The sequence below is a fragment of the Polyangium spumosum genome (assembly GCF_009649845.1).
GTDB lineage: Bacteria > Myxococcota_A > Polyangia > Polyangiales > Polyangiaceae > Polyangium > Polyangium spumosum.
Window position 1 is genome coordinate 92,366 of record NZ_WJIE01000018.1, and the last position, 23,410, is coordinate 115,775.

At 70.2% G+C, this 23,410-nt stretch carries 12 protein-coding genes; 4 read left to right on the forward strand and 8 right to left on the reverse strand.

The features are described 5' to 3' along the window. The first annotated feature begins 103 nt into the window (after positions 1–103). Together GF068_RS37370 and GF068_RS37375 are read left to right on the forward strand one after the other, a co-directional pair. Positions 104–5,743, forward strand: coding sequence for a sensor histidine kinase (locus GF068_RS37370; RefSeq protein ID WP_170319900.1), 5,640 nt, complete (start codon positions 104–106; stop codon positions 5,741–5,743). Positions 5,744–5,858: 115 nt separating this feature from the next. Further along, entirely contained in the window at positions 5,859–11,786 is a 5,928-nt protein-coding gene (locus GF068_RS37375) for an AAA family ATPase (protein WP_153824338.1), read from the forward strand. Here GF068_RS37375 and GF068_RS37380 read toward each other — a convergent pair whose 3' ends face one another. After that, positions 11,787–12,689, reverse strand: a complete 903-nt coding sequence (locus GF068_RS37380) for a response regulator (RefSeq protein WP_170319901.1) — start codon at positions 12,687–12,689, stop codon at positions 11,787–11,789. It abuts the gene before it with no gap. A gap of 135 nt (positions 12,690–12,824) precedes the next feature. On the opposite strand from GF068_RS37380, the gene GF068_RS37385 reads away from it, so the two are divergent. Next, a complete protein-coding gene (locus tag GF068_RS37385; RefSeq protein WP_153824340.1) occupies positions 12,825–13,265 on the forward strand; it encodes a DUF2267 domain-containing protein in 441 nt (146 codons plus the stop codon). A gap of 7 nt (positions 13,266–13,272) precedes the next feature. Here GF068_RS37385 and GF068_RS37390 read toward each other — a convergent pair whose 3' ends face one another. Beyond that, the gene (locus tag GF068_RS37390; protein ID WP_153824341.1) at positions 13,273–13,956 is read right to left on the reverse strand and encodes a potassium channel family protein; all 684 of its coding nucleotides are present in this window, start codon (positions 13,954–13,956) and stop codon (positions 13,273–13,275) included. Between the two features lie 160 nt (positions 13,957–14,116). Here GF068_RS37390 and GF068_RS37395 point away from each other — a divergent pair, with 160 nt between their 5' ends. Further along, entirely contained in the window at positions 14,117–15,943 is a 1,827-nt protein-coding gene (locus GF068_RS37395) for a TrkH family potassium uptake protein (RefSeq protein ID WP_240807994.1), read from the forward strand. A 16-nt stretch (positions 15,944–15,959) separates the two neighbouring features. Here GF068_RS37395 and GF068_RS37400 read toward each other — a convergent pair whose 3' ends face one another. The 6 genes from GF068_RS37400 to GF068_RS37425 all read right to left on the reverse strand — a co-directional run bounded on the left by GF068_RS37400 (position 15,960) and on the right by GF068_RS37425 (position 23,354). After that, positions 15,960–17,387 carry a hypothetical protein gene (locus GF068_RS37400; protein ID WP_153824343.1) on the reverse strand — a complete coding sequence of 476 codons (1,428 nt, stop codon included), beginning with the start codon at positions 17,385–17,387 and terminating at the stop codon, positions 15,960–15,962. A gap of 12 nt (positions 17,388–17,399) precedes the next feature. After that, positions 17,400–18,347 (reverse strand): D-2-hydroxyacid dehydrogenase family protein, encoded by a 948-nt coding sequence (locus GF068_RS37405; protein ID WP_420814146.1) that lies wholly within the window; start codon positions 18,345–18,347, stop codon positions 17,400–17,402. Between the two features lie 35 nt (positions 18,348–18,382). Continuing rightward, on the reverse strand, positions 18,383–19,066 hold the full coding sequence (locus GF068_RS37410; protein ID WP_153824345.1) for an HNH endonuclease family protein: 684 nt from the start codon (positions 19,064–19,066) through the stop codon (positions 18,383–18,385). Continuing rightward, on the reverse strand, positions 19,063–20,334 hold the full coding sequence (locus tag GF068_RS37415; protein ID WP_153824346.1) for an AAA family ATPase: 1,272 nt from the start codon (positions 20,332–20,334) through the stop codon (positions 19,063–19,065). The genes GF068_RS37410 and GF068_RS37415 overlap by 4 nt, the downstream gene beginning before the upstream one ends. 280 nt (positions 20,335–20,614) lie before the next feature. Next, positions 20,615–21,268 carry a hypothetical protein gene (locus GF068_RS37420; protein ID WP_153824347.1) on the reverse strand — a complete coding sequence of 218 codons (654 nt, stop codon included), beginning with the start codon at positions 21,266–21,268 and terminating at the stop codon, positions 20,615–20,617. 49 nt (positions 21,269–21,317) lie between these two features. Next, on the reverse strand, positions 21,318–23,354 hold the full coding sequence (locus GF068_RS37425; RefSeq protein WP_170319902.1) for an MASE1 domain-containing protein: 2,037 nt from the start codon (positions 23,352–23,354) through the stop codon (positions 21,318–21,320). Positions 23,355–23,410 lie beyond the last annotated feature (56 nt).

The window sequence follows — 23,410 nt, forward strand, 5'->3', positions numbered from 1 at the left end:
CCGGCCGCGGGAGGCATGACGTTGGTTTCCCCGCCGCGTGCGTCCGATGGTACAGAGAGAGGCAGCAAGGGTGGGACCCGAGCCCCGGGAACCGGTGCTTTTCATGTACACACTGACAGAGACGCTCTCCGAGCACGACGGAGTCGGCGTCTATCGCGGACGCAGGGATGCCGATCAAAGCCGCGTGGTCATCAAGATGCTCGACCCGCGGCGGTGCCGGCCGAGGGATCTGGAGCGCCTGAAGAACGAGTACGAGATCGGCAGGACGCTCGACATCCCTGCGGTCGTGAAGCCGCTCGCGTTCGAGTCCCTCGAAGGGTCGCCTGCGCTGGTCACCGAGGACGCTGGCAGCGTGCCGCTGCGCGACCTGCTCGGAGCGCCGATGAGCTTGGAGAGGTTCTTGCCCCTCGCAGTGGCCATCGCGCAGGCGGTCGCGGAGATCCACGCTCGGAACGTCATCCACAAGGACCTCAAGCCGGCGAACATCCTCGTTCATCCCACGTCCGGCGCGGTCCAGATCGCCGACTTCGGCATCGCGTCCAGGCTCCCGCGCGAACCACAAGCCGCGCAGCCCCTTCGCCTCATCGAGGGCTCCTTGCCTTACCTCTCGCCCGAGCAGACGGGGCGGATGAACCGCGCGATCGACAGCCGCTCCGATCTGTATTCCCTCGGCGTCACATTTTACGAGATGTTGACGGGGAGGCTGCCCTTTCAGGCGACCGACCCCCTGGAGTGGGTGCATTGCCACATCGCGCGGGCCCCCGCGTGGCCCGCGGAGCTCGTGGCGCCCGTGCCGGAGGCGCTCGCTCGTATCGTCATGAAGCTGCTCGCGAAGGGAGCGGAGGAGCGCTACCAGAGCGCCGCCGGGCTCGGTCACGACCTCGCGCGTTGCCTCGCGTCATGGCGAGCGAAGGGCCAGATCGAGCCCTTCCCCCTGGGCGATCGAGATGTGCCGGATCGCTTCCAGATCCCTGAAAAATTTTATGGTCGTGACGAGGAGCTCGCCGTGCTCCTCGGGGCATTCGAGAGGGTCGCCGCCTCGGGGACCCTCGAGCTCGTGCTGGTCTCCGGCTACTCCGGCGTCGGCAAGTCTTCCCTGGTGCACGAGCTCTACAAGCCGGTCTTCCGGGAGCGTGGCCTCCTCGTCTCCGGGAAATTCGACCAATACAAGCGCGACATTCCTTATGCCACGGTCGCCCAGGCCTTCCGGGACCTCGTGAGCGAGCTGCTCGCCCAGTCCGACGAGCGGATCGAGGCCTTCCGGCAGCGGCTGCGGGCCGCGCTCGGGGTGAACGGTCAGCTCATCGTCGACGTGATCCCTCAGATCGAGCTCGTCATCGGCCGGCAGCCGCCCGTCCCGGAGCTGCCCCTCGCCGAGGCGCAGAACCGCTTCCACATGGTGTTCCGGCAGCTCGCCTCCGTCTTCGCGCGCGAGGAGCACCCCGTGGTCGTTTTTCTCGACGACCTGCAATGGGTCGACTCCGCGAGCCTCGAGCTCCTCGAGCACCTCGTCACGCACCCCGATACGAGGTATCTCCTCCTGATTGGAGCGTACCGCGACAACGAGGTCGATCCTTCGCATCCGCTCATCCTCATGCTCGACGAGGTGCGCAGCAGCGGCGTCGCCGTCCGTAACGTCGTCCTCGCGCCGCTCTCCCCCGCGCACGTGGCCGAGCTCGTCGCCGATACGATCCACCTTCGCCCCGAGGAGGTCGCGCCGCTCGCGGAGCTCGTGCACGAGAAGACCGCCGGCAATCCCTTCTTCGCGATACAGTTCTTGACGACGCTGCACCAGGAGGAGCTGATCACGTTCGATCCTGGGACGGCGTCCTTTCGCTTCGACGTCGACAAGATTCGAGCCAAGAATTTCTCCGACAATGTCGTCGACCTGATGGTCGGGAAATTGCGGCGCCTCGCGGCGACCACGCAGAACGCGATGAAGCTCGCCGCCTGCATCGGCAACGTCGCGGAGACCCGCGTCCTCTCGATGATCGACGGCCACGCGGAGGGCGAGACACACGCCGCGCTCTGGGAGGCGGTCCGCGAGGGGCTCGTCCTGCGCCTCGAGGACACCTACAAGTTCCTCCACGATCGGGTGCAGGAGGCGGCGTACTCGCTCATCCCGGAGGACGAGCGGGCCCTCTTGCACCTCCGGATCGGCAGGCTGCTCGTCGCGCACGCGTCCAGAGAGGAGCTCGAGGAGCGCATCTTCGACATCACCAACCAGCTCAACCTCGGCGCGTCCTTGCTCTCGTCCCGCGACGAGAAGGACCACGTCGCGGGGCTCGACCTGATCGCCGGGAGGAAGGCGAAGGCGTCCACGGCCTACCTCGCGGCCATCAAGTATTTCTCGGCGGGAATGGCGCTGCTCGGCCCCGATAGCTGGGAGAAACGGTACGACCTCACGTTCGGCCTTCACCTGGAGCGCGCCGAGAGCGAGTTCGCGAGCGGCGGGTTCGCCGCGGCGGAGGAGCTGCTCGCGGTGGCCCTCCGTCACGCGAGGACGAACGTGGACCGCGCGCGGGCGACGACCGTGAAGGTGTACCTCCACGCGATCCAGGACCAGTACGAGCGGGCCGTGGAGGCGGCGATCGCGGGCCTCTCCCCGTTCGGGGTCGTCCTGTCGCCGCACCCCGGCCGGGACCAGGTCGACCGGGAGTACGGGAGGATCTGGCAAATGCTCGGCGAGCGGCGGATCGAGGACTTGCTCGACCTGCCGACCATGACCGATCCGGACGCGAAGGCGGCCCTCGACATCCTGGTGGCCATCAATTCGCCGGCGCTTTATACGGACGAGAACCTCGTCTGCCTGACGACGTGCCACAGCGTGAACTTGAGCCTCCAGCATGGGAATGCCGCGGGTTCGAGCTTCGCGTACGTGTTCTTCGGCATGCTCCTCGGGCCCGAGTTCGGCCAGTATCGCCTGGGGTTTCGCTTCGGGAAGCTCGGGTATGATCTGGTCGAGAAGCGCGGCTTGACCGGCTACAAGGCGAAGGTACTGCTCGAGTTTTTCCTCCTCTCGTACTGGGCGCGGCCCGCCTCCACGCGCCGCGCCCTGGTCGACGGCGCCTTCGCCGCCGCGCTCGAGGTCGGTGACCTGACGTTCGCCTGCTACGCCGGCAACAACCTCATCACGTATCTCATCGTGAAGGGCGAGCGATTGGACGATGTGTACCGCGAATCCGAGCGGGCGCTCTCGTTCGCGCGCAAGGCGAGGTTCGGCATGTTCGAGAGCGTCATCGTCGTGCAGCAGCGCCTCATCCAGGGCCTGCGCGGCCTCACGGCCCATTTCGGCTCGTTCGACGGCGCGGGGTTCGACGAGGCGGGGCACGAGGCCTTCCTGGCCGAGCGCGAGGAGAGCATGGCGATCGCCGTCTGCTGGTACTACGTCTGGAAGTCGCAGGCGCGCTTCATGTCCGGCGATTACGAGGAGGCGACCTCCGCGGCGGCGAAGGCCCGCTCCCTCCTCTGGTCGTGCCCTTCGTTCGACGAGGTCTCGGAGTGCCATTATTATGGTGCGCTCTCGCTCGCTGCCCGTTATCACAAGGCGCCACCCGAGGAGCAGGCGGCGGCCATGGAGACGCTCCGCGCCGACGCGCGAGCGTTCCGCGTGTGGGCGGACGGCTGCGCCGAGAGCTTCTTCAACAAGTACGCGCTGCTCTCGGCCGAGATCGCGCGCCTCGAGGGCCACGATCAGGACGCCATGCGCCTCTACGAGCAGGCCATCCGCTCGGCGCGGGAGAACGATTTCGTGCAGAACGAGGGGATCTCCTGGGAGCTCGCCGCCCGGTTCTATCGTGATCGCGGGTTCGAGGTCATCGCCGACACCTACTTCCGCGAGGCCCGCGCCTGCTACGTCCGCTGGGGGGCCGACGGCAAGGTGCGCAGCCTCGACCGCTTGCATCCGCACCTGCTCGAGCGGAGGCCCGTCGCGCCGACGGCCACCCTGGCCGTGCGGGTCGAGCAGCTCGACCTGCTCGCGGTGGTGAAAGCGTCGCAGACCATCTCGGGCGAGATCCTGCAGGAGAAGCTCGTCCACACGTTGCTCCGGGTCGTCCTCGAGCAGGGCGGGGCCCAGAAGGCGTACCTGCTCCTCTCCCGCGGCGGCGCTTTGTGGCTCGAAGCGGAGGCCACGCTCGACGTCGAGGGGGCGCGCGCGAAAATGCTCCCGCACCTGCCGGTCGAATCCTCGGCGCTCGTCCCCGTTTCCATCGTGCAGTACGTGCGTCGCACGAGGGAGCGCCAGATCCTCGACGACGCCGGCGCCGAGGCGGGCAGGTTCGCCACGGACGCGTACATCCAGCGGATCAGGCCGAAGTCGGTGCTGTGTTTGCCGATCCTCAGGAAGGGCGACGTCTTCGGGCTGCTCTACCTCGAGAACAACCTCGCCCCGGGGGCGTTCACGGCGGAGCGGCTCACCGCCCTCGAGCTCGTCGCCTCGCAGGCCGCCATCTCCCTGGAGAACGCCCGGCTGCTCTCGAGCGAACAAGCCGCGCGGCAGGCCGCCGAGCAAGACGAGCGCCGCGCGGCATTTCTCGCGGAGGCGAGCGAGAGCCTCGGCGAGTCGCTCGAGCACGGGCAGGTCCTCCGCCGCCTCGCCGAGCTCTGCGTCCGTGGCCTCGCCGACTGGTGCTTGATCGACATCCTCGACAAGGGTCGGCTCCGGCGCGTCGCGGGCATCCACAAGGACCCGGCGAAGCAACCGCTGCTCGACGAGCTTCAGCGGCGCTACCCGCCCTCTCCCGGCTCGCCGCACCCCGCGTCGCGGGTGCTACGGACCGGCGCGCCGCTCCTCCAGCCCGAGATCACGGACGCGACGTTCCGCGCGAGCTGCGTGGACGCGGAGCACGCCCGGATCCTCCGCGAGCTCGGGACCCGCACGGCGATACACGTGCCGCTCGTCGCGAGGGGGCAGATCCTCGGCGCCGTGAGCCTCGTCTCCGCCGAGCGGGCCCGCCCCTTCGGGCCGGCCGATCTCGTGATGGCCGAGGAGCTCGCGAACCGCGCCGCGATCGCCATGGACAACGCGCGGCTCTACAGGGCCACGCAGGAGGCCGTCCGTGTCCGCGACGAGTTCCTCGCGGTCGCCTCTCACGAGCTGCGCACCCCCATGACGTCGCTGGGGCTCTCCTTGCAATCCCTCCTTCGGTTGATCCGGTCGGAGAGGCCCGCCGATCGCAAGGCGCTCGACGATGCGGCGCAGCGGGCCTGTCGCCAGAGCGATCGAATGAACAGGCTCATCGACGAGCTCCTGGACGTGTCGCGGTTCGACTCCGGGCACGTCACGCTGGAGACCACGGAGGTCGATCTCTGCGCGCTCGTCCGGGACGTGGTCGCGCAACTCGAGCTCGATTTGAATCGGTCCCGCTGTCCGGTCCGGCTGGTCGGAGACAGCGCCGTCATCGGCGTCTGGGATCGGTCCCGCCTCGAGCAGGTCGTCACGAACCTGCTCTCGAATGCCATCAAGTTCGGGGCCGGCAAGCCCATCACGATCGACGCCCGCAAGGAGATCGGCAGCGCGAGGCTCGAGGTCACGGACCAGGGGATCGGGATCGCGCCGGACCAGCAAGCGCGTATCTTCGAGCGCTTCGGTCGCGCCGTGTCGGTGCGCCATTATGGTGGGCTCGGCCTGGGCCTGTACATCTGCCGCAGGATCGTCGAGGCGCACGGCGGCTCGATCCGGGTCGAGAGCGGGGAAGGCATGGGCTCCACGTTCGTGCTCGAGCTCCCGTGTGGCACGTAGCGGCCGTCTCCGCGTCTCCAGAGGTTCGATCCCCCTCGCGTGACCGTCCCTTCGCCGCCCCCGCGCCCGGCCACGCCCTCCAGCGCGGGACGTGGTAGGAATGCCGGGGGTCGATATGAAGCTGGGGGATTACACGCTCGGGGAGCTTTTGTACGAGGGAGCCGAGACGCGCGTCTGTCGCGCAATCCACGCTCCCTCCGGCGCGCGTGTCGTGGTCAAGTTGCCTCGTCCAGGCGCGCCACGCGCGCGCGTCCGCGGCCGGCTCGCGCACGAGCACGAGGTGCTCGCGAGGCTCGTCGATGTCCCCGGCGTCGTGCGATCACGCGGGCTCGTCGAGGAGGACGGGGTCCCGGCCCTCGTGCTCGCGGATCCGGGGTTTCGATCGCTCGATCGTGTCCTCGCCGAGCGCGGGCGGCTCCCGCTCGCCTCGGCGCTCGCGCTCGCCTCGGGCCTCGCGCGTGTGCTCGAAGGCGTACACGCGGCGGGCGTCATCCACAAGGACGTCAAGCCGCAGAACGTGCTCGTCGACGAGGCGCTCGAGGCGGCCGTGCTGCTCGATTTCGGCATCGCCTCGCCGCTGCCACGCGAGGCCACCGCCGCGACCGTGCCCGAGCAGCTCGAAGGGACCCTCGCGTACATCTCGCCCGAGCAGACCGGGCGCACCGCCCGCGCCCTCGACGCGCGTACCGATCTTTATTCGCTGGGCGTGACGCTCTTCGAAATGCTCGCCGGCGGGCGCCCGTTCGACGGCAAGGACGCGCTCGCGCTGGTGCACGCGCACCTCGCCAAGAGCCCGCCGGCCCTCGACAGCGTGGCCCCCGGCGTGCCCGCCGCCGTGGCGGCGATCGTCGCGCGTTTGCTGGAGAAGGAGCCGGATCGCCGGTATCGCTCGGCCCGAGGCGTCGCCGAGGACCTCGCCGTCGCGCGGCGTGAGCTCGCGGCGCGGGGCGCGGTCGCGCCGTTCGAGCTCGGGACGCGGGATTTCTCGTCCGAGGTGCGTCCGCCGCAGGTGCTCATCGGTCGCGAGGCCGAGCTCGCGCACATCGAGCAGGCCTTCGAGCACGCGGCCTCCGGCGGCGTGTCGCTCGTGCTCGTCGGTGGCCCCTCCGGCATCGGCAAGACCGCGCTCGTGCGCGCGGTGCACCCGAAGATCGCGGGCGCGGGGCGCGGCACGTTCGTGTCGGGCAAGCACGATCAGCTCGCGCGCTCGACGCCCCTCGCGGCCATGGCGCAGGCGTTCGGCGGGCTCGCGCGGCAATGGTTGTCGAGCTCCGACGCGGCGCTCCGATCGATCTGCGATCACCTCCAGAGCCGCGTCGGCGACAACGTCCGGCTGCTCGCGGACGTCGTCCCGGAGCTCGAGCTCGTGCTCGGCGACGTAGCGCCCGTCCCGCCGGCCCTCGGGGATCAGGTCCTGCATCGCCAGAAGCTCACGTGGCTCGCGTTCGTGCGAACGGTGACGTCGTTCAGCGAGCCGCTCGTGATGTTCCTCGACGATGTGCAATGGGCGGACGGCGCGACGCTGGTGATCCTCGAGGCCTTGCTGACGGACGTGGAGAGCCGATCGCTGCTCGTCGTCGCGGCCTTCCGCGACAACGAGGCCCCGCCCGAGCACCCGCTCTGGAAGCTCGTCGCGGCGGTGGAGAAGGGCCACGCGAAGGTGTCGCGGCTCTCGGTGCGTCACCTCGACGAGGACGAGACGCGGCGGTGGACGGCGCACGTGCTGGAGTGCCCCGCCTCGGATGTCGCGTCTCTGTCGCGTTTGCTCTGGCAGAAGACACGCGGCAACCCGTTTTTCCTGGAGCAGCTCCTGCTCTCGCTGCATCGCCGAGGCCACGTGCGGCGGGATCGGGAGGGCGGCGCGTGGTCCTGGGATCAGGCGGCGATCGAGCACGCCGACGTGACGGACAACGTGATTCACCTGCTCACGCGCGAGATCGCGACGATGCCGGCGGAGACGCGGAAGCTGCTCGGCTTCGCCGCGTGCGCCGGGCACGTGTTCCAGCTCCAGGACCTCGAGCGGCTGAGCGGGCTCTCCCCCGAGGTGGTGACCGGCGCGCTCTGGCCCGCGCTGCGCGAGGAGCTCGTGGTGCCGGTGGGCGCGGACTACCGCCTGGAGCTGGCGCTGCCCGGCGAGGACACGCGGCGCGGGCGAGCCACGTACCGCTTCCTGCACGATCGCGTGCAACAGGCGAGCTACGAGGGCCTCTCCGCCGACGAACGCGAGAGGGCGCACCGGGAGATCGGAGAGCGCTTGCTCACGCGTCACCGCGCCGAGGGGGGATCGGCGCAGAGCCTGCTCGAGCTCGTCCGCCACGCGAACCTGGGCGCGCGGCTCGCGACGGACGACGAACGCAAGGAGCTCGCGCGGCTGAACCTCGAGGCCGCCCGCGCGGCGAAGGCCGCCGGCTCGCACCGGCTCTTCGCGAGCCTGCTCGACACGGCGCGATCGCTGCTCGGCGAAGCGGGGGCCGCGGCGGAGCCTGCGCTCGCCGTGGAGATCACGATCGAGCGGATCGAAGCGGCGTACCTGCTGCGGGACTTCGACGACGTGGAGGCGTGGGCGACGGCGCTGCTCGTGTTGCCCCTGCCCGCGGCGGCGCGGCTCGCGGCCCACGAGGTGCGCGTCCGCTCGTGCCTGGCCACGAGCCAGTATGCCCGCGGGGTCGCGATCGGCCTCACGGCGCTCGCCGAGCAGGGCATCACGTTCCCCGAGGACGAAGAGAGCTGCCTCGCGGCGGTGATGGCCGAGTCGGCGGCGATCTCCGCGCGGTTCGACGCGGATCCCGGGGTCTTCGATCGGCTGCCGATCGACACGTCGGTGGAGAACCTCCTGCTCGACGCGATGCGCGCGCAGATGCTCCTCTGCGGCGCGCTCGGCGGGCGGCAGGCGCTCGGCATGCTCCAGCTCGTGCGGGTCGTCGCGCAGACGCTCGAGCGCGGCGCGATCACGCCCGTCGCGCCGCTCGTCATCAGCTCGTTCGGGCACCTCTGGTCGGCCCTCACCGGGCAGTACCGCGAGGCCGCGCGCTGGGTCGCGCCGGGGCAAGACGCCGCCCGGCGCGCCCGTTCGCCGTCGCTCGCCGAGTGTTTGTCGTATCAGGCCGTGTACACGACGTACTTCCGGCCGGTGGACGAGTCGCAGCCGATCCACGAGCAGGCGACGGCCACGGGGCTCCGGCTCGGCTCGGTCCAGGGGACGAGCTGGGGGCTCGGCAACGAGCTCTTCTCGTACCGGCTCTGGCGTGGCCAGCCGCTCGCCGCGGTCGAGGCGTTCCGGGCGACGAACCTGCCGATCATGCTGCGGGCCGGCGACACCCACGGCCGCAACCACTTCGAGCTCGCCGCCGCGTATTGCGCCGCGCTCATGGCCCCGACGCCCGAGCGCTTGCTCGCGGACGAGCCACTCGCGACGAGCTCGGGCGCGCTCGCGGCGGAGGGCGAACACATCGTCGCCGTGCACGCGCGTATCCTCGAGGCCTACGTCTTCCTCGTGGTGGGCAAGTACGACCGCGCGCTCGCGCGGATCCTCGAAGCCGACGCGGGCAAGGCGCTGCTCTATGGCCTCACGCCCGTCACGTACATCCCGCTCTGGCTCGCGCTCGCGGCGGCGCGGATGCTCGAGAGGACGACGGACGCCGAGGCGCGGCGCGGGCTCCTCGGCCACGTCGAGCGTGGGCTCGAGACGTGGCGGTACCTCGCGGAGGGGAACGCGGAGAACTTCCTCCACGGCCTGCGCCTGATCGAGGCCGAGCACGCCCGGGTGCACGGGCGGATCGAGGAGGCGATGGCCCGGTACGACGAGGCCATCTCGCGCGCCGCGCGGCAGGGGTTCCTGCACATCGCGGCCCTCGCGGCGCTGCTCGCCGCCGACATGCACGCGGACGCGGGCCGCGGGCGGATCGCCTCGACCTACTTCGTGATCGCGCGGGACGCTTGTGATCGGTGGGGCGCGCAGGCGCTCGTCGCCCACCTCGACGCGACGTACCCCGAGGTCCAGCGGGCAGGCCGCTCGCCGGCCACGTCCGCGGCGCTCATGACGAACCACACGACGACCACCACGGCCGGCACCCTGGCCCTGGAGCTCTCGACGGTGGTGCAGGCGGCGCAGGCGCTGTCGAGCGAGCTCGATCCGGATCGCGTGGTCGCCCGCTTGATGGAGCTCGTCCTCTCGAACGCGGGCGCCGAGCGTGGGGCGCTCTTGCTCGGCGACGGCGAGGCGCTGTCCGTCGTGGCGCGGCTCTCCGTGGAGGGGCCACGTATCGAGGCGGGCCTGTCCGAGCCGCTGGAGCGGAGCCGCGGCCTGGCGGTGACGGCGGCGCATTACGTGGCGCGGACGCGGGAGCCACTCGTGTCGAGCGACGCGGCCGCCGACACGCGTTTCGCGGGGGACGAGCACGTGGCGCGTGAGGGGATCCAGTCGATCCTCTGCTTGCCGCTGCGCCACCGCGCCCACCTCGTGGGCGTGCTCTACCTGGAGCACCGGACGCGGTCGGCGTTCCCGGCGTCCCGCGTCGAGCTCCTGTCGATCCTCGCGTCGCAGGCGGCGATCGCCGTGGAGAACGCGCTTCTCTACCGGGACCTGGAGACGAAGGTCGCCGAGCGGACGGCGGAGCTCCGGGTCGCCAAGGAGGCCGCCGATCGGGCGAACCAGGCGAAGAGCGCCTTCCTCTCGAACATGAGCCACGAGCTACGCACGCCGCTGAACGGCATCCTCGGCTACGCGCAGATCCTGGAGCGGTCGGAGGGGCTCTCGCCCAAGGACCGCGCCGGCGTCGGCGTCATCCGCAAATCGGGCGAGCACCTGCTCGGGCTCATCAACGAGGTCCTGGACCTCGCGAAGATCGAGGCGGGCAAGGTCGACTTCGCGCCCTCGCCCGTCCACTTCCCGGACTTCCTCCCGACCGTGACGAGCCTCTGCCAGGTCCGCGCCCAGCAAAAAGGGATCTCGTTCTCGTGCGTGCAGGCCGGCGCGCCGCTCGCGTGGGTCCACGTGGATCCGAAGCGGCTCACGCAGGTCTTGCTGAACGTGCTCGGCAACGCGATCAAGTTCACGGAGCGCGGCGGCGTGGTGCTGCGGGTCGAGGCCGAGGCGGGCGCGCCGGGGCGGCGGACGGTGCGGTTCCGGGTCGAGGACACGGGGCCAGGGATCTCGAAGGAGGACCTCGTGTTGATCTTCGAGCCCTTCGAGCAGGTCGGCGACAAGGCCACGCGGCGGGAGGGATCGGGGCTCGGGCTCGCCATCACGAAGACGCTCGTCGAGCGGATGGGCGGGCGGATCGAGGTGGAGAGCGAGGTCGGCCGGGGCAGCACGTTCCTCCTCACGCTGGAGGTCGAGGAGCTCGCGAGCCCGGCGGCGCCGCAGGCACGACCGAACCCGAGCGCCATCACGGGTTATCGCGGCGAGCGCCGGCGCATCCTGCTCGTGGACGACAACGACGACAGCCTCGCCTGGCAACACGACCTGCTCGGCAAGCTCGGCTTCGAGGTCGCGACGGCCGGCGACGGCGCGGCCGCGATCGAGGCGGCGGGCAAAGCGCGGCCTTCCCTCGTCGTGATGGACCTCATGATGCCCGGCGTCGACGGGCTCGAAGCGACGCGGCGGCTGCGGGCGACGCCGGCCTTCCGGGATCTGCCGATCGTCGCCTGCTCGGCGAGCGTGAGCGAGGAGCAGCGGCGAAGGGCCCACGAGGCGGGCTGCGACGTGTTCTTGCCGAAGCCGATCCGGATCGACGTGTTGCTCGAGGCGCTGGAGAAGCAGCTCGGGATCACGTGGATCCACGCGGAAGGCGCGGACGCGGGCCCGAGCGAGCCGCGGGCGGAGGCGGCGTCCACGAAGGAGCGTCCGCCGGCCGGGACGATCACCACGCTGCTGGATCTGGCGCGGCGTGGTCGGATCCGCGCGGTCGTCGAGGAGGCGCGCCGCCTCGAAGCGGCCGAGCCCGCGCACGGGCCGTGGTTCGCCGAGGTGCGGGCGCTCGCGTCGTCCTTCCAGGTGCCGAAGCTCCGCGAGCTGCTCGGCATCGACCCGCCGGCGGGTTGATCAGCGAAGCGCGGCGCCGCACTCGCGTGTCGCGAGCCGAATACCTTCCTTCAGCGTGGCGCGCGTGGGGATCCCGCCGAGGTCGATCCCTTCGTGGATGATCGTCCGCGCCGCGTTGCCCGACATGCCCGTGAGCACGACCTGCGTGCCGAGCAGCGCGAGCCCGTCGCGGAGGCGCGGCAACATCGGCGCGACGCGCGTGCCTCGGCCTCGTAGGCCCGTGAGGTCGACGATGACGAACCGGGCCCGCGCCTCCGCGGCCCCCTGCAGGGCGGCGTCGAGCATCTGGGTCGCCCGGTCCTCGTCCATCGCGCCGACGATCGGCATCACGAGCACGCCCTCCGAGATGGGCACGAGCGGCGTCGAGAGCTCGAGCAACCTCGCGCGCTGCGCCTCCACGATTTGCTGGTGGAGCTTGCAGCGCTCCTCCTCGGCCATGCGCCGCTCGGCGAGCTCGGCCTCGAGCCGGGTGCGTGTATCGTCGAGCTCCGCGTTTTTCTCGCGCAGGGCCTTCGTCGTCTTGCAGAGCGAAAAATGCAGCCGGAAGCGCGCGAGCAGCTCCTCCACGTCGAAGGGCTTGCCGATGTAATCGACGGCGCCCATCCGCAGACCCTTGAGCTTGCTCTCCCGGTCGGAGAGCGCCGTCATGAAGATGACCGGCACATCCTGGGTCTCGGGACACTGCTGCATTCGCTGGCAGAGCTCGAAGCCATTCACGTCCGGCAGGTTCACGTCGAGGAACACGAGATCCGGACGCTCCTCGCCGAGCATCTGCCAGGCGGATCGGCCGTCGGTCGCGACCGCGATCTCGGTCCCTTCGTTCTGCAGGACCATCGTGAGGACATCGAGGTCGACGTGGTTGTCGTCGACGACGAGCACGAGCCCATCGAGCGCAGCGGTCATGCTTCTCCCATCCGATGAGGTCAGCCGCCTTCCCCGCCGTCGCCCCGGATCGCGACGATATGCGACGGGCACGCCCATCGCAACGATGGCGACGACGAGAAGAGCATTTCGCAGCGGCGAGAAGGAAGGTTCCACATGGCAGACCAGGGAGCTCAGGGGGGCGCGCGGCTCGACCACGTCTCGCGGCGCATCGTCGAGCACATCGAGCAGGTCGGCGGGTTGCCGCAGAAGGTGCGCACGCCGGAGGCCGCCGCGGCGGTGCTGTGTGTGCTCTCGCGCCGCCTGAGCAAGGGGCAGGCGCAGGACCTCGCGAACAACCTGCCCGAGGCCCTGCAGGCCCTCGTGCAGCCGTGCGCGGCGCACCGCGGGCTCGCGAGTGACGTCTTCGACCGGGACGAGTTCCTGCGCCTGCTCGCCGATCACCTGCAGATCGATGTGGCCGATGCCGAGCGCGTGGCCCGCGCGGTGCTGCAAGGCGTGCACGAGGTCCTCCCGCAGGGGGAGCTCGAGCACATCCGCGGCCAGCTCCCTTCGGAGCTCTGGCAGCTCTGGGGGCCTCGCCGCGCCGCCGCCTGACGCCGCGTCAGTCCCCCACCTCGGCGACGAACCTGCTCACGTCGTCGCCGTACCCGACCAGCAAGAGCGTATCCCCCTCCTGGATCACGTACTCGGGCATCGGCGTCTCCAGCCGGGTGCGCTCGCCGGGCACGCCCGTGCCGTGCCGGCGCACCCCGAGGACGTTGATCTGGTACCGCCTCCGGATCTGGGCGTCGGCGAGCGTCTTGCCGACGAGCGAGCCGCGGGCGTCCCAGGGCACCACGCGGTAATGGCTCGCGAGATCGAGCAGGTCCTGCGCGAGCGGCATCGTGATGTCCGCGCCGACCCGGCGGCCCATCTCGGTCTCGACCTGGATGACCCGCTTGACGCCCACGGCCCGCAAGATGTCGGCCTTTCGCTCCGTGGCGGCGCGCGCGATGACCTCGGGCACCCCGAGCCGCACGAGCGACGCGGCGCAGAGCACCGAGGGCTCGAAATGCTCGCCGAACGTCACCACGGCCGTGTCCACGTATTGCGCGCCGATGCCCTCGAGCACGTTGGGCATCGTGGCGTCACCCACGAAGGCCGCGGACGTCTTGTCCTTGATGGCGTCGACCGCCGCGGGGTCGTTGTCCACGGCGATGACCTCGGCGTGGCTCTTCCACAGGGTCTCGACGATCGACGTCCCGAACCGGCCGAGGCCAACGACGAGCACACTCTTGGCTTTCATGGTGGCAATTTCCGCCCTGCAGCAGGAGCCGCGGGCCGCCGCAGCTTGGCACGAGGCGCGGGATCGCCGCCAGCGAGCGTCGACGTGAAAAGGAAAAGGGAGACGCGGCGGGCTGCGGGCTCGCTTGACAGCCGCGGGGTCGCCTGTGTGAATGGCCGCCATGGCAGCACCGGTTCCTTCCCCCGGCGCGGGGGCCGCGATCGTGGCACCGCGGCCCCCCGTCCGATGGGCGGCGCCGGCCACCCTGCTCACGGGCAGCGCGGTCTTGCTCGGCGTGGACCTCGCGCTCGCCGTGAGCCCGACGCTCTCGGTCGTGCTCACGGCCATCGAGACCTTGCTCGTGCCTGCCTGGCTCGCCGCGGTGATCAAGAAAGAGCGCCAGGCCGGGCGCCGAGGCGCCATCCCGGCCGCGTCGACGAAGCCGCGGTGGGGGGCGTACGTGGTCTTGCTGGTCCTGCTCCTCGCTTGCATCGCGGAGAAGTGGCTGCTCTTCCGCCACCCAGCCGGCGGCGACGACCCGCACCTCGTGGCGCTCTACCGGACCTACACGGTCCTCGCCTTCGTCCTCGCCAACGGCAGCCTGCTCGGACGCCGGCCGCTCGAGCGCCTGCTCGTCAGCACGATGGATCATCCGGCGCGGCTGATGCTCCTGTCGTTTGGCCTGGCGGCGGTGCTCGGCGCGTTCCTCCTCACGTTGCCCCAGGCGGTGCACGACATCGCCCATACGTCGTTCGTCGACGGCCTGTTCATGGCGACCAGCGCGATCTGCGTGACCGGCCTCGCGGTCCACAACGTGGCGGACGTCTACACGCCGCTCGGGCAGGTCATTCTCTTGCTGCTGTTCCAGGTGGGCGGGCTCGGGATCATGGTGCTGTCGACGTTCTTCGTCATCGTCGCCGGGCGCAAGATCCACCTGCGGGACGCCGCCGTCATGGCCGAGATGATCGACGCGGAGTCCTTCTCCAAGCTGAGGCGCAGCGTGGCCGCCATCGTCGCGTACACGTTGATCGTCGAGGCGATCGGCGCGGCGGCGCTTTACGCGACCTTCCGGCATTACCCCGACATCGCCACGCCCGCGGGTGCGGGCGCCCCGCTCTCCGGCGCGGGAGACCACCTCTGGGCCGCGGTCTTCCACGCCGTGAGCGCGTACTGCAGCGCGGGCTTCTCGCTCTTCCGCGAGGGGATGGCGCCGCTCGTGTCTTCGGTGCCCGCCAGCGGCGTCGTCATGGTGCTGATCGTCATCGGCGGGCTCGGCTACCCGGTGCACGACGAGCTCGTGCGCTGGGTGGTCGTGCGTGTCCGCGGGGGGCGCCCCCCGCGGCTCAGCCTGCACACGCGCACGGTGCTCGTCACCTCGGCCGTGCTGATCGTCTCGGGCCTCGTGGGGTTTCTGGTGCTCGAAGGGGGCCGCTCCATGCGGGAGCTCTCGTGGCCGACGCGGGTGCTCGCCGCGCTCCACCAGTCCATCACCACGCGGTCCGCGGGCTTCAGCACGGTCGACTTCGGCGCGATGAGCAGCGCCACGTGGATGATGACGTGTGTCCTCATGTTCATCGGCGCCGCGCCCGGCTCGACGGGCGGCGGCGTGAAGGTCACGACGGTCGCGGTCCTCTTCGCGACGTTACGCGCCGAGCTCCGCGGCTTCGAGGCCCCTCGACTGCTGGGGCGCACCGTCCCGGCCGCCCTGGTGCGGCGGGCCATGGGCGTCGCGTTCCTCAGCGTCCTGCTCGTCGCGGGGTTTCTCTTCCTGCTCCTCCTGGTCGAGCCCCATGATCCGTTCGCGATCGTCTTCGAGACGGTGAGCGCCTTCGCGACCGTCGGGCTCAGCACGGGGATCACGTCTTCGTTGAGCACGCCGGGGCGGCTCCTGGTCGCGGTCATCATGTTCATCGGCCGCATCGGGCCGCTGACCCTGGCGCTGGCGCTGGCGAACCAGTCGGGCGCCCGGGGCTTCCGGCTGCCGGAGGAGCGGGTGGGGATCGGCTGATCGCGGAGCGGGTCGATCAGCGGCGGCGCAGGAAGATCCGGCTGCCCTTCGAGTACGGGGAGAGGTGCTCGTTCAGGTCGTGGACGAGTGGCCCTCGCACGCCGACGATCACGCGTGTCCCTTCTTTCGTCCCCGCCATCGCGAGGGCGACCTCGTCCGTCGCGTCGCCGAAGGTCGAGGTGGTGTTCGCCGCGTCGTCCCATTCGAGGTGCGCGTCGAACACGTCGAGGCCGCCGCTCGAGCTCGCCATGGCCTTTCCGTGCACGAGCAAGGTATCGTCGAAGAAACCCACGGCGCGTATGCCGCCGCTCCCGTCGGGGGCCACGCCGGAGACCACGGCGGCCGAGCCGCCCGTGAGGGATGCGGCGAGCATGGGCTCGCCCTTCGAATCGATCCGGCCCACGAACGCCTCGCCGAACATGCCGATGCCGGGCCACGTCAGGATCCCCTGCCCGCCCAGGACCAGGCCGCCGTCGTCCGAGAGCGCAACCGCGCCGCCGAAGGGATCGAGCGCCGACCCCTCGAAGACCTTGCTCCAGACGACGTCGCCGCCCGGCGAGAACCTCTTCACGTGCAGGCCGGCGGGCTCCCCTGCGCTCTCCATTTCGCTGAATTGCGTGTAGAGGACGACCGTGTCCCCGCTCGGGCTCACGTCGAGCCCCGCCGGGAAGTCGGAGACGTCGCCGCCGAAGCGCTTGGCCCAGACGAGGCCGCCGCTCGTGTCGTAGCGCGCGACGAACACGTCGGGTTTGTAGTTCGTGAAGAACGGGTCCGATATCTGGGGCGTGCTCATCAACGTGACGCCGCCGAGATCGAGATGGCCGAGGAACCTGCCGGTGATCACGAAATGGCCCTCGGCGTCGAACGAGACCCCCTCGATGGCCCGGTGGAAGTTTCCCTCGTAATCGAGGTCGTCGGGCAGGTTCCCGTGCAGGCGCCGGCTCCAGACGTGGTGGCCGTCGGCGTCGAGCTCGAGCAGGAACGGGTGCTCCGCGCGCACGTATTCGCCGCCGAGCGGGCCTCCTCCGAAATCGACGTCCGCGTGCAAGCTGCCGGCGACGAGGACCCTGCCCTGCGCGTGCACGGCGATCACGTCCTTGCCCGGGAAGGACGCGCCGACCGGGAGCGCGCGGCTCCAGAGGTGTTTGCCCTGCGGGTCGAGCTTCGCGACGAACGCGAACGGGGCGCCGGTTTCGCCGACGGGGCCGCCGCCGAAATCGATCGGGCCCTCGGTCATCCCCGCGAGGTACGTGTTGCACGACCCGTCCACGGCGACCGAGAGGCCCACGAGGGGGGTCCTGGATTCGGCGCTGCCGAACACGAGATCGAGCGGCTCGGCGCAGAGCGGCTCGGGCGTGGGCGCGGGCGGGACGACCTCGCGGACTTCGTTTGCGCAACCAAGGAGGAAGAAGGGAGCAAGAAGGAAGAAACGTAGGCGGGTCATGGGGCCATGGTATCAGGTGAGCAGCCGGATCGGCGCTCCCGCGTGCCACGCGAGGATGTCGTCCAGGGCGTCGCGATAAAACACCACGTAGTTTTCCCGCGTCACGTAGCCGAGGTGTGGCGTCAGGACGACGTTCGGCAAGGCGAGCAGGGGGTGGTCCGCGGGCATTGGCTCCTCGGGGAAGACATCGAGCCCGGCGCCGGCGATACGCTCGGCGCGCAGGGCGGCGAGCAACGCGTCCATGTCCACCAGGCCCGCGCGGGCCGTGTTGACGAAAAACGCCGTCCTCTTCATGGCCGCGAGCTCCTCCGCGCCGACGGTCCCGCGCGACCGTTCGCTCAGCACGAGGTGCAGGCTGACGACGTCCGAGGTCGCGAAGAGCTCGCGTTTCTCCACGCGCCTCGCGCCCGCCGCTGCGGCCCGCGCCTCGTCGAGGTTCTGGCTCCAGGCGACCACGTCCATCCCGAAGGCCTGGCCCACGCGCGCGACCTGGGAACCTAGCTTGCCGAGCCCCACGAGCCCGAGCCGCTTTCCGGCGAGCCCCTCCGTCAGCCCCGTCTGCCAGGCCCCGGCCCGGAGCGCTCGATCCTCCCTTGGGATACGCTTCACGAGGGAAAGGATCAGCCCCCAGGTGAGCTCCGCCGTCGGCGTACCGACGTTCCCGGTCCCCGAGACCGGGATGTTACGCGCGCGGCAGGCTTCGAGGTCGATGGCGGCGTTGCGGCCGCCCGTGGTGACGAGCAGCCGCAGGTTGGGGAGGTTCTGGATGCGCGCCGCCGGCATCGGGGTGCGCTCGCGCATGAGGACGAGCACGTGGAAGGGGCGCAGGGTGGTGATGAGCTCCTCGGGATCGGCGAGGTGCCGGTCGAAGACGACGAGCTCGCTCCCGGGCGGGAGGCGGCTCCAGTCGGCGAGGTCCTTCGCGACGCGCTGGTAGTCGTCGAGGATGGCGATTTTCACGGGGGTCATGCTGGGTACGGGTTCGGGCGGAGGCGTCAGGCGGAGCGCTGGAGCTTTTGTTCGACGACGCCGACGAACTGCCGGAGCTTTTTCCCGTCGAACCGCCACTTCTCCAGGAAAGAAATCCTCGTCGCGTGATCCCAGTGCTTGCTCGGATGTGCACGTTTCACGGCCGCCAGGAAAGCGTCCCATGTGGTCTGGCGCAGCTCGGACAGGTTCCCGTCGTTCAGGCCCAGCGTCTGCTCGACATCGACCTTCAAAGCCGCGTCGTCGGACGTGAGGAAGAGGCCCCGCTCCTTGCCTCGCCGCTCCAGTTTGAGGCGCGCCACGGAAGACGCCTTCGCCGGGTCCACCGTGAGAGCCGTGCTGCGCTGGCGGAGGTCACACGTACAGTACAGGCCGCCGGAACGCTCGCCGCCGTCGCATGAGCCGAGGAGATTCGTCCAGTCGAGGGCGCGGCGCGGGTCGACGTCGAGGGGCACGCGGTGCGCGATCTTCATCGTCGTCGTCCTCGACGTCTCGCGATCGCCCTCGTCGATCCTCCGCATGCAGAACGCGCAGAGCCACCCCTGCTCCTCGACGAGGGCCTTGCGCGCCTCCTCTTTGTCGATCTGGTCGAACGCGGTCCTCGCCGTGTCCTTTCGCGCGAGGTTCGTCGTCGTGGCTTCGCGCGTCTCCGTGACCGTCCGCGGCTCCGTCCGCTTGTGGATCGGCCTCATCCGGAGGCCTCTTCGCCGGCGCCGTCCTCCGGAGGGAGCAGCCCCTCGTAAAAGACCACGTCCGGATCGTCGCCGCCCGGCAAGAGCGCGCGGAGCTCCGCGATGAGCGCGCGCGCGGCGGGGTATCGCTCGTCGTCGATCGCGTCCCGCAATTCGTTGAGCTTCTCCGCGACCTCCGGCGGACGCCCCGGATCGTCGAAGACCGAATCGAGGATGCGGTTCGTGTCACGCCGGAACGTCTCTCGGTCGAGCCTCCGGACCTCGAAGTCTTCGAGCAGCCGCACCTGCGACGCCCGCACGGATGAGAGGACCTGCGGGGAATGGGTGCTCACGATGAACTGCGCCCGCGGGAAGACCTGGCGGAGCCGCGGCAGGAGGGTGCGCTGGAGGCCCGGGTGCAGGTGGAGCTCGATCTCGTCGATGAGGACGACCACCGGGCGCTGCAACGGATCCGGGTCCGTGGGCGCGGCAATGGCCATCCGTCGCGCGAGGTCCCCCGCCATCGCGAGCAGGCATTTCTCCCCGTCCGAGAGCTGCGCCACGTCGAGCGCCACGCCGTTCTTGGTGAGGAGCATTCGCTGGGGCTGGCGTTCGATACGAAGATGACTCGCGCCCGGGACCAGCGTGGTGATCGCGCGCCGGACAGCTTCGAGTGAGGGTTTCAGCGGATATGCCCCGTCCTCGGTGAGATACGCGACGTAAAGCTGGAGCTCGTGGTCTTCTTCCTCGCGAAACCACTCGAAGAACGCGCGGAAATTCCGCTCTCCGGCGTCGAGCGCTCCATCAAAGGAGTTGATGGGTTCGAACTCGCTGTGCTTGCGAATTCGATCCGGGATGTCGAGCGCGTTCCGGTTGGTCGGGAAATAAACCACCAGCGGCAAGTCGGGGGCCCCTCGCGCGATGGACGCCTGCGTGGCTTCAATGGGCGCGGAGAGCCCCGCGAGCGAGCTCTCTCGGTCCTTCGGATGGCCCGGCCGCGTGGCCGCGACCTCCCAGGCCACCTCTCCGATCCCCTCGAACGTCGCCGAGAGCCGGATCGACGCCGAGCTTGCGCCGCTCTGGATGTCCTCCGCGCGCAGCCTCTTGCCCGCGGCGCGACCCGTGCGGATCCCCGCGACGAGGTAGGACAGGAGGAGCGCCGTCGCGTCGAGGAGCGCCGTCTTGCCGGCGCCGTTCACCCCCACGAACACCGTCACGTCCGGCTCGAACGGGACCGTGGCTTGCTCGAAGCCCCGGAAGTCCTGGACCGTGAGTGACTGGAGCCTCATGGGAACCTGGTCCTAGCAAAGCCCCGTTCCGCCGGGCAAGAGACACGGCCCGTCCGGGCGTGGATCCACGCCTCCAGACCTCGAACTCCACGAATCGCCGCGTGGCTCTCCGTCTCCCGAGCTCCGGAAGCCAAAATCCACGCGTCGATCTCCTCCTCCGGACCCCCCGGAAGCAAACATCCACACGTCACTTTGTGTCTTCGGAGCTGCGGAGGAGCGGATCGACGCCCCGATCCTCCGTTCTGGACCTCTGGAGGACACGTTCGCGTGCTCTTTCGGCTCACCCCGTGGGATCGTCGTCCTCGTCCTTGCGCACCTTGTACTTCGGGAAAAAACGCTCCGCGGCGGCGCGGCCGAGATCGGCGATGAGCAGGCCGTAGACCTTCGTGAGCAGGCGCTCCCAGGCCTCCTCGGCGGCGTCGAGGCGCGTGCGGGCGAGCGCCTCGTTCGTGCGGGCCTTGCCGAGCTGCTCGCTCCCCGCCGTGAACGCGACGATGCCCGCCTCGATCGCAGGCACGGCCTTCACGCGGACCTCGTCCGCCCCCGGCAGGTGCTCTTCGAGCCGGTCCTTGAGCTCGCCGTATCGCTTGGTCTCCTCGGTGAGCGTGGCGGCCGTGTAGTACCCGATGCCCTGGGGGAAGATCAGCTTGTACGGCGCCTTCTTCACGGCGTCGGCGCCGCGCCCCGCGAGCGCCGCGCGGGCATCCTGGGCCGTGTCGTCGAGGTCGTCGTCGGCCCCGTCGCGATCGGCGAGCGCACACTGGACGGCAGTCTCGTGATCCTCGAGGCCGCGGCCGTACACGAGGACGTCATTCGTCGCGGCGGCGACGCTGTCGGCGAGCTCCGTGTATTTCGCGCGGCGGAGCCTGCGCTCGACATACCCACCACAACGAACACGGTGGCGGAAATGAGCGGAACGAGGGGGGAGGCGCATGGTGGGCAGGAGGATACGAACGCAGGCCTCGAAGGCCAAATCTTCGTCTTCACCCCCGCGGCAACGTCACCGTGAACGTCGACCCTTCTCCCGGCGCGCTCACCACCACGATCGTGCCGCCGAACGCCTCCACGATCCGGCGCGCGATCCACAACCCGAGCCCGAAGCCGCCGAAATGGCGGACCGACACCGCCCGCTCGAAGCGCTGGAAGATCCGCTCCTGATCCTCGGCGGGGATCCCGATGCCCCGGTCCCGCACCCAGAACCTCGCCTGCGCCCCGTCCCCACGGACGCAGACGTCGATCGGCTTGCCCGCGCCGTATTTGATCGCGTTCGACAGCAGGTTCATGAGCACCTGCTCGAGCCGCGAGCGATCCCATCGACCCACGACGCTCGCCTCGAGGTCGAGCCGCACCTCGCAGCCCGCGCGTGTCGCCGTCTCCTGCATACGCTCGAGCAGGTCCTCCACCACCGCGGAGAGATCGAGCTCCTCGATCCGTAGCTCCAGACGGCCCTGGGTGATGCGGGAGACGTCGAGCAGCTCGTCGACGAGCGTGTTCAGGCGCCTCGTCTGCCGCAGGGCCACGTCGAGGGAGGGCGCGATCTTATCTGCGAGATCGGGGGCCTTCCGCAGGCTCCGGGCGAGGCCCTGGAGCTTGAGCGAGAGCGAGGTGAGCGGCGTCTTCAGCTCGTGCGAGGCGATGGAAAGGAACTCGTCGCGGGCGCGGATCGACTCCTCCGCCTCACGATAAAGCGCCGCGTGTTGCTCCTCGATGTGCTTGCGCCGGGTGATGTCGCGAAAGATGATGAGCAGCGCGTGTTTCCTCCCCGCCGGCACGCGGGCCAGCACGATCTCCACCTCGAGCAGGCTGCCGTCCACGCGCACGACCCTCCCCTCGACCGGGCCCACGCTGCCGTGCTCCAGCGCGTCGCGGAGCCTCTGGCGCGCGATCTCCTCCCGCCCGGGGGGGATGAAATCGAAGGTGGGCCTGCCGATGAGCGCGGACGTGCTCTCCAAGCCGAGCAGGCGCGACGCCGCGGCGTTCGCGTACACCACGCGGAAGACGCCGTCTTCGGCGGGCTGCTGGAGGAGGGTCGCGTCCGGCGAGACCTCGACGAGCACACGATAACGCTCCTCGGACTCCGTGAGGTCGGCGGTCCGCTCCGCGACGCGTCGATCGAGCTCGTCGCGGGACCGCGCGAGGGCCGCCTCGGCCTGGCGACGCTCGGCGATGACCGACGCGAGGACCAGCGTGGTCAGCGCCATGCTGCCGACGAACACCTGCACGAAGAGGAGCGTGGTCTGGGTCGTGGAATTCGTGAATGGCGTCGCGCCTTGCGCCGCCCCCAAGGTCACGACGAGCGAGACGCTGAACACGGAGAGGGCCGCGCCGAAATGCCCGAGGCGCACGCCGGCCCAGACGAGGAACGGGGTGATGAGGTGACCGAGCGGATAGGACGGGCCGTGGGCCGGGAGCCTTCCGGAGAGCAGGAGAAGCTGAAAGCCCTGCAAGGCGAGCTGGTGGAGCACGAGCTCCACGCCGCGGCCTCGAAAGACCCACTGGCGAGGCCGCGCGGCCGCGAGGAGGAGCGGCGTCAACACCAGGATGCCCACGGCGTCGCCGAGCCACCACGTGAGCCAGCTCGAGCCGAAGCCGTCCCACGAGAGCCTGGAGCCGGCGATCAGGCTCGTGGTGCCGAACGTGGCGCTCGTGAGCGAGCAAGCGAAGGCGGAGAGGGCCGTGAAGCGGGCGACGTCGAGGACCCGGCCGAGCGGCGCCCCGGCCTCTCGGTCCCACGGCGGGAACAGGCGCGCGGCGGCGAGGGCTTCGAGCGTGGCGCCGGCGCCGATGGGGGTCGCCACGAGCAACGACGTGACGGCGCGGGCGGGGGTGGTCGCGTCGAAGAGGAACGGGGCGTTCGTCACGAACGAGCCGAGCCAGACGCCCGGCCAGAGGCGCCGCCCCCCGAGCAGGAGCGCCGCGAGCGCGATGCCCGAGGCCGGGAAGAAGGCCGTCGCGAACCCTGGCGGAATGGCGAGGCTGAGCCCCAAAGAGGCGCTGAGCGCGTACACGACGGCCAGCAAGAGAACCCCGATGGGTCGTGGGAGGCTCCTCGACCGTGGCTCGTGCATGATCCCCC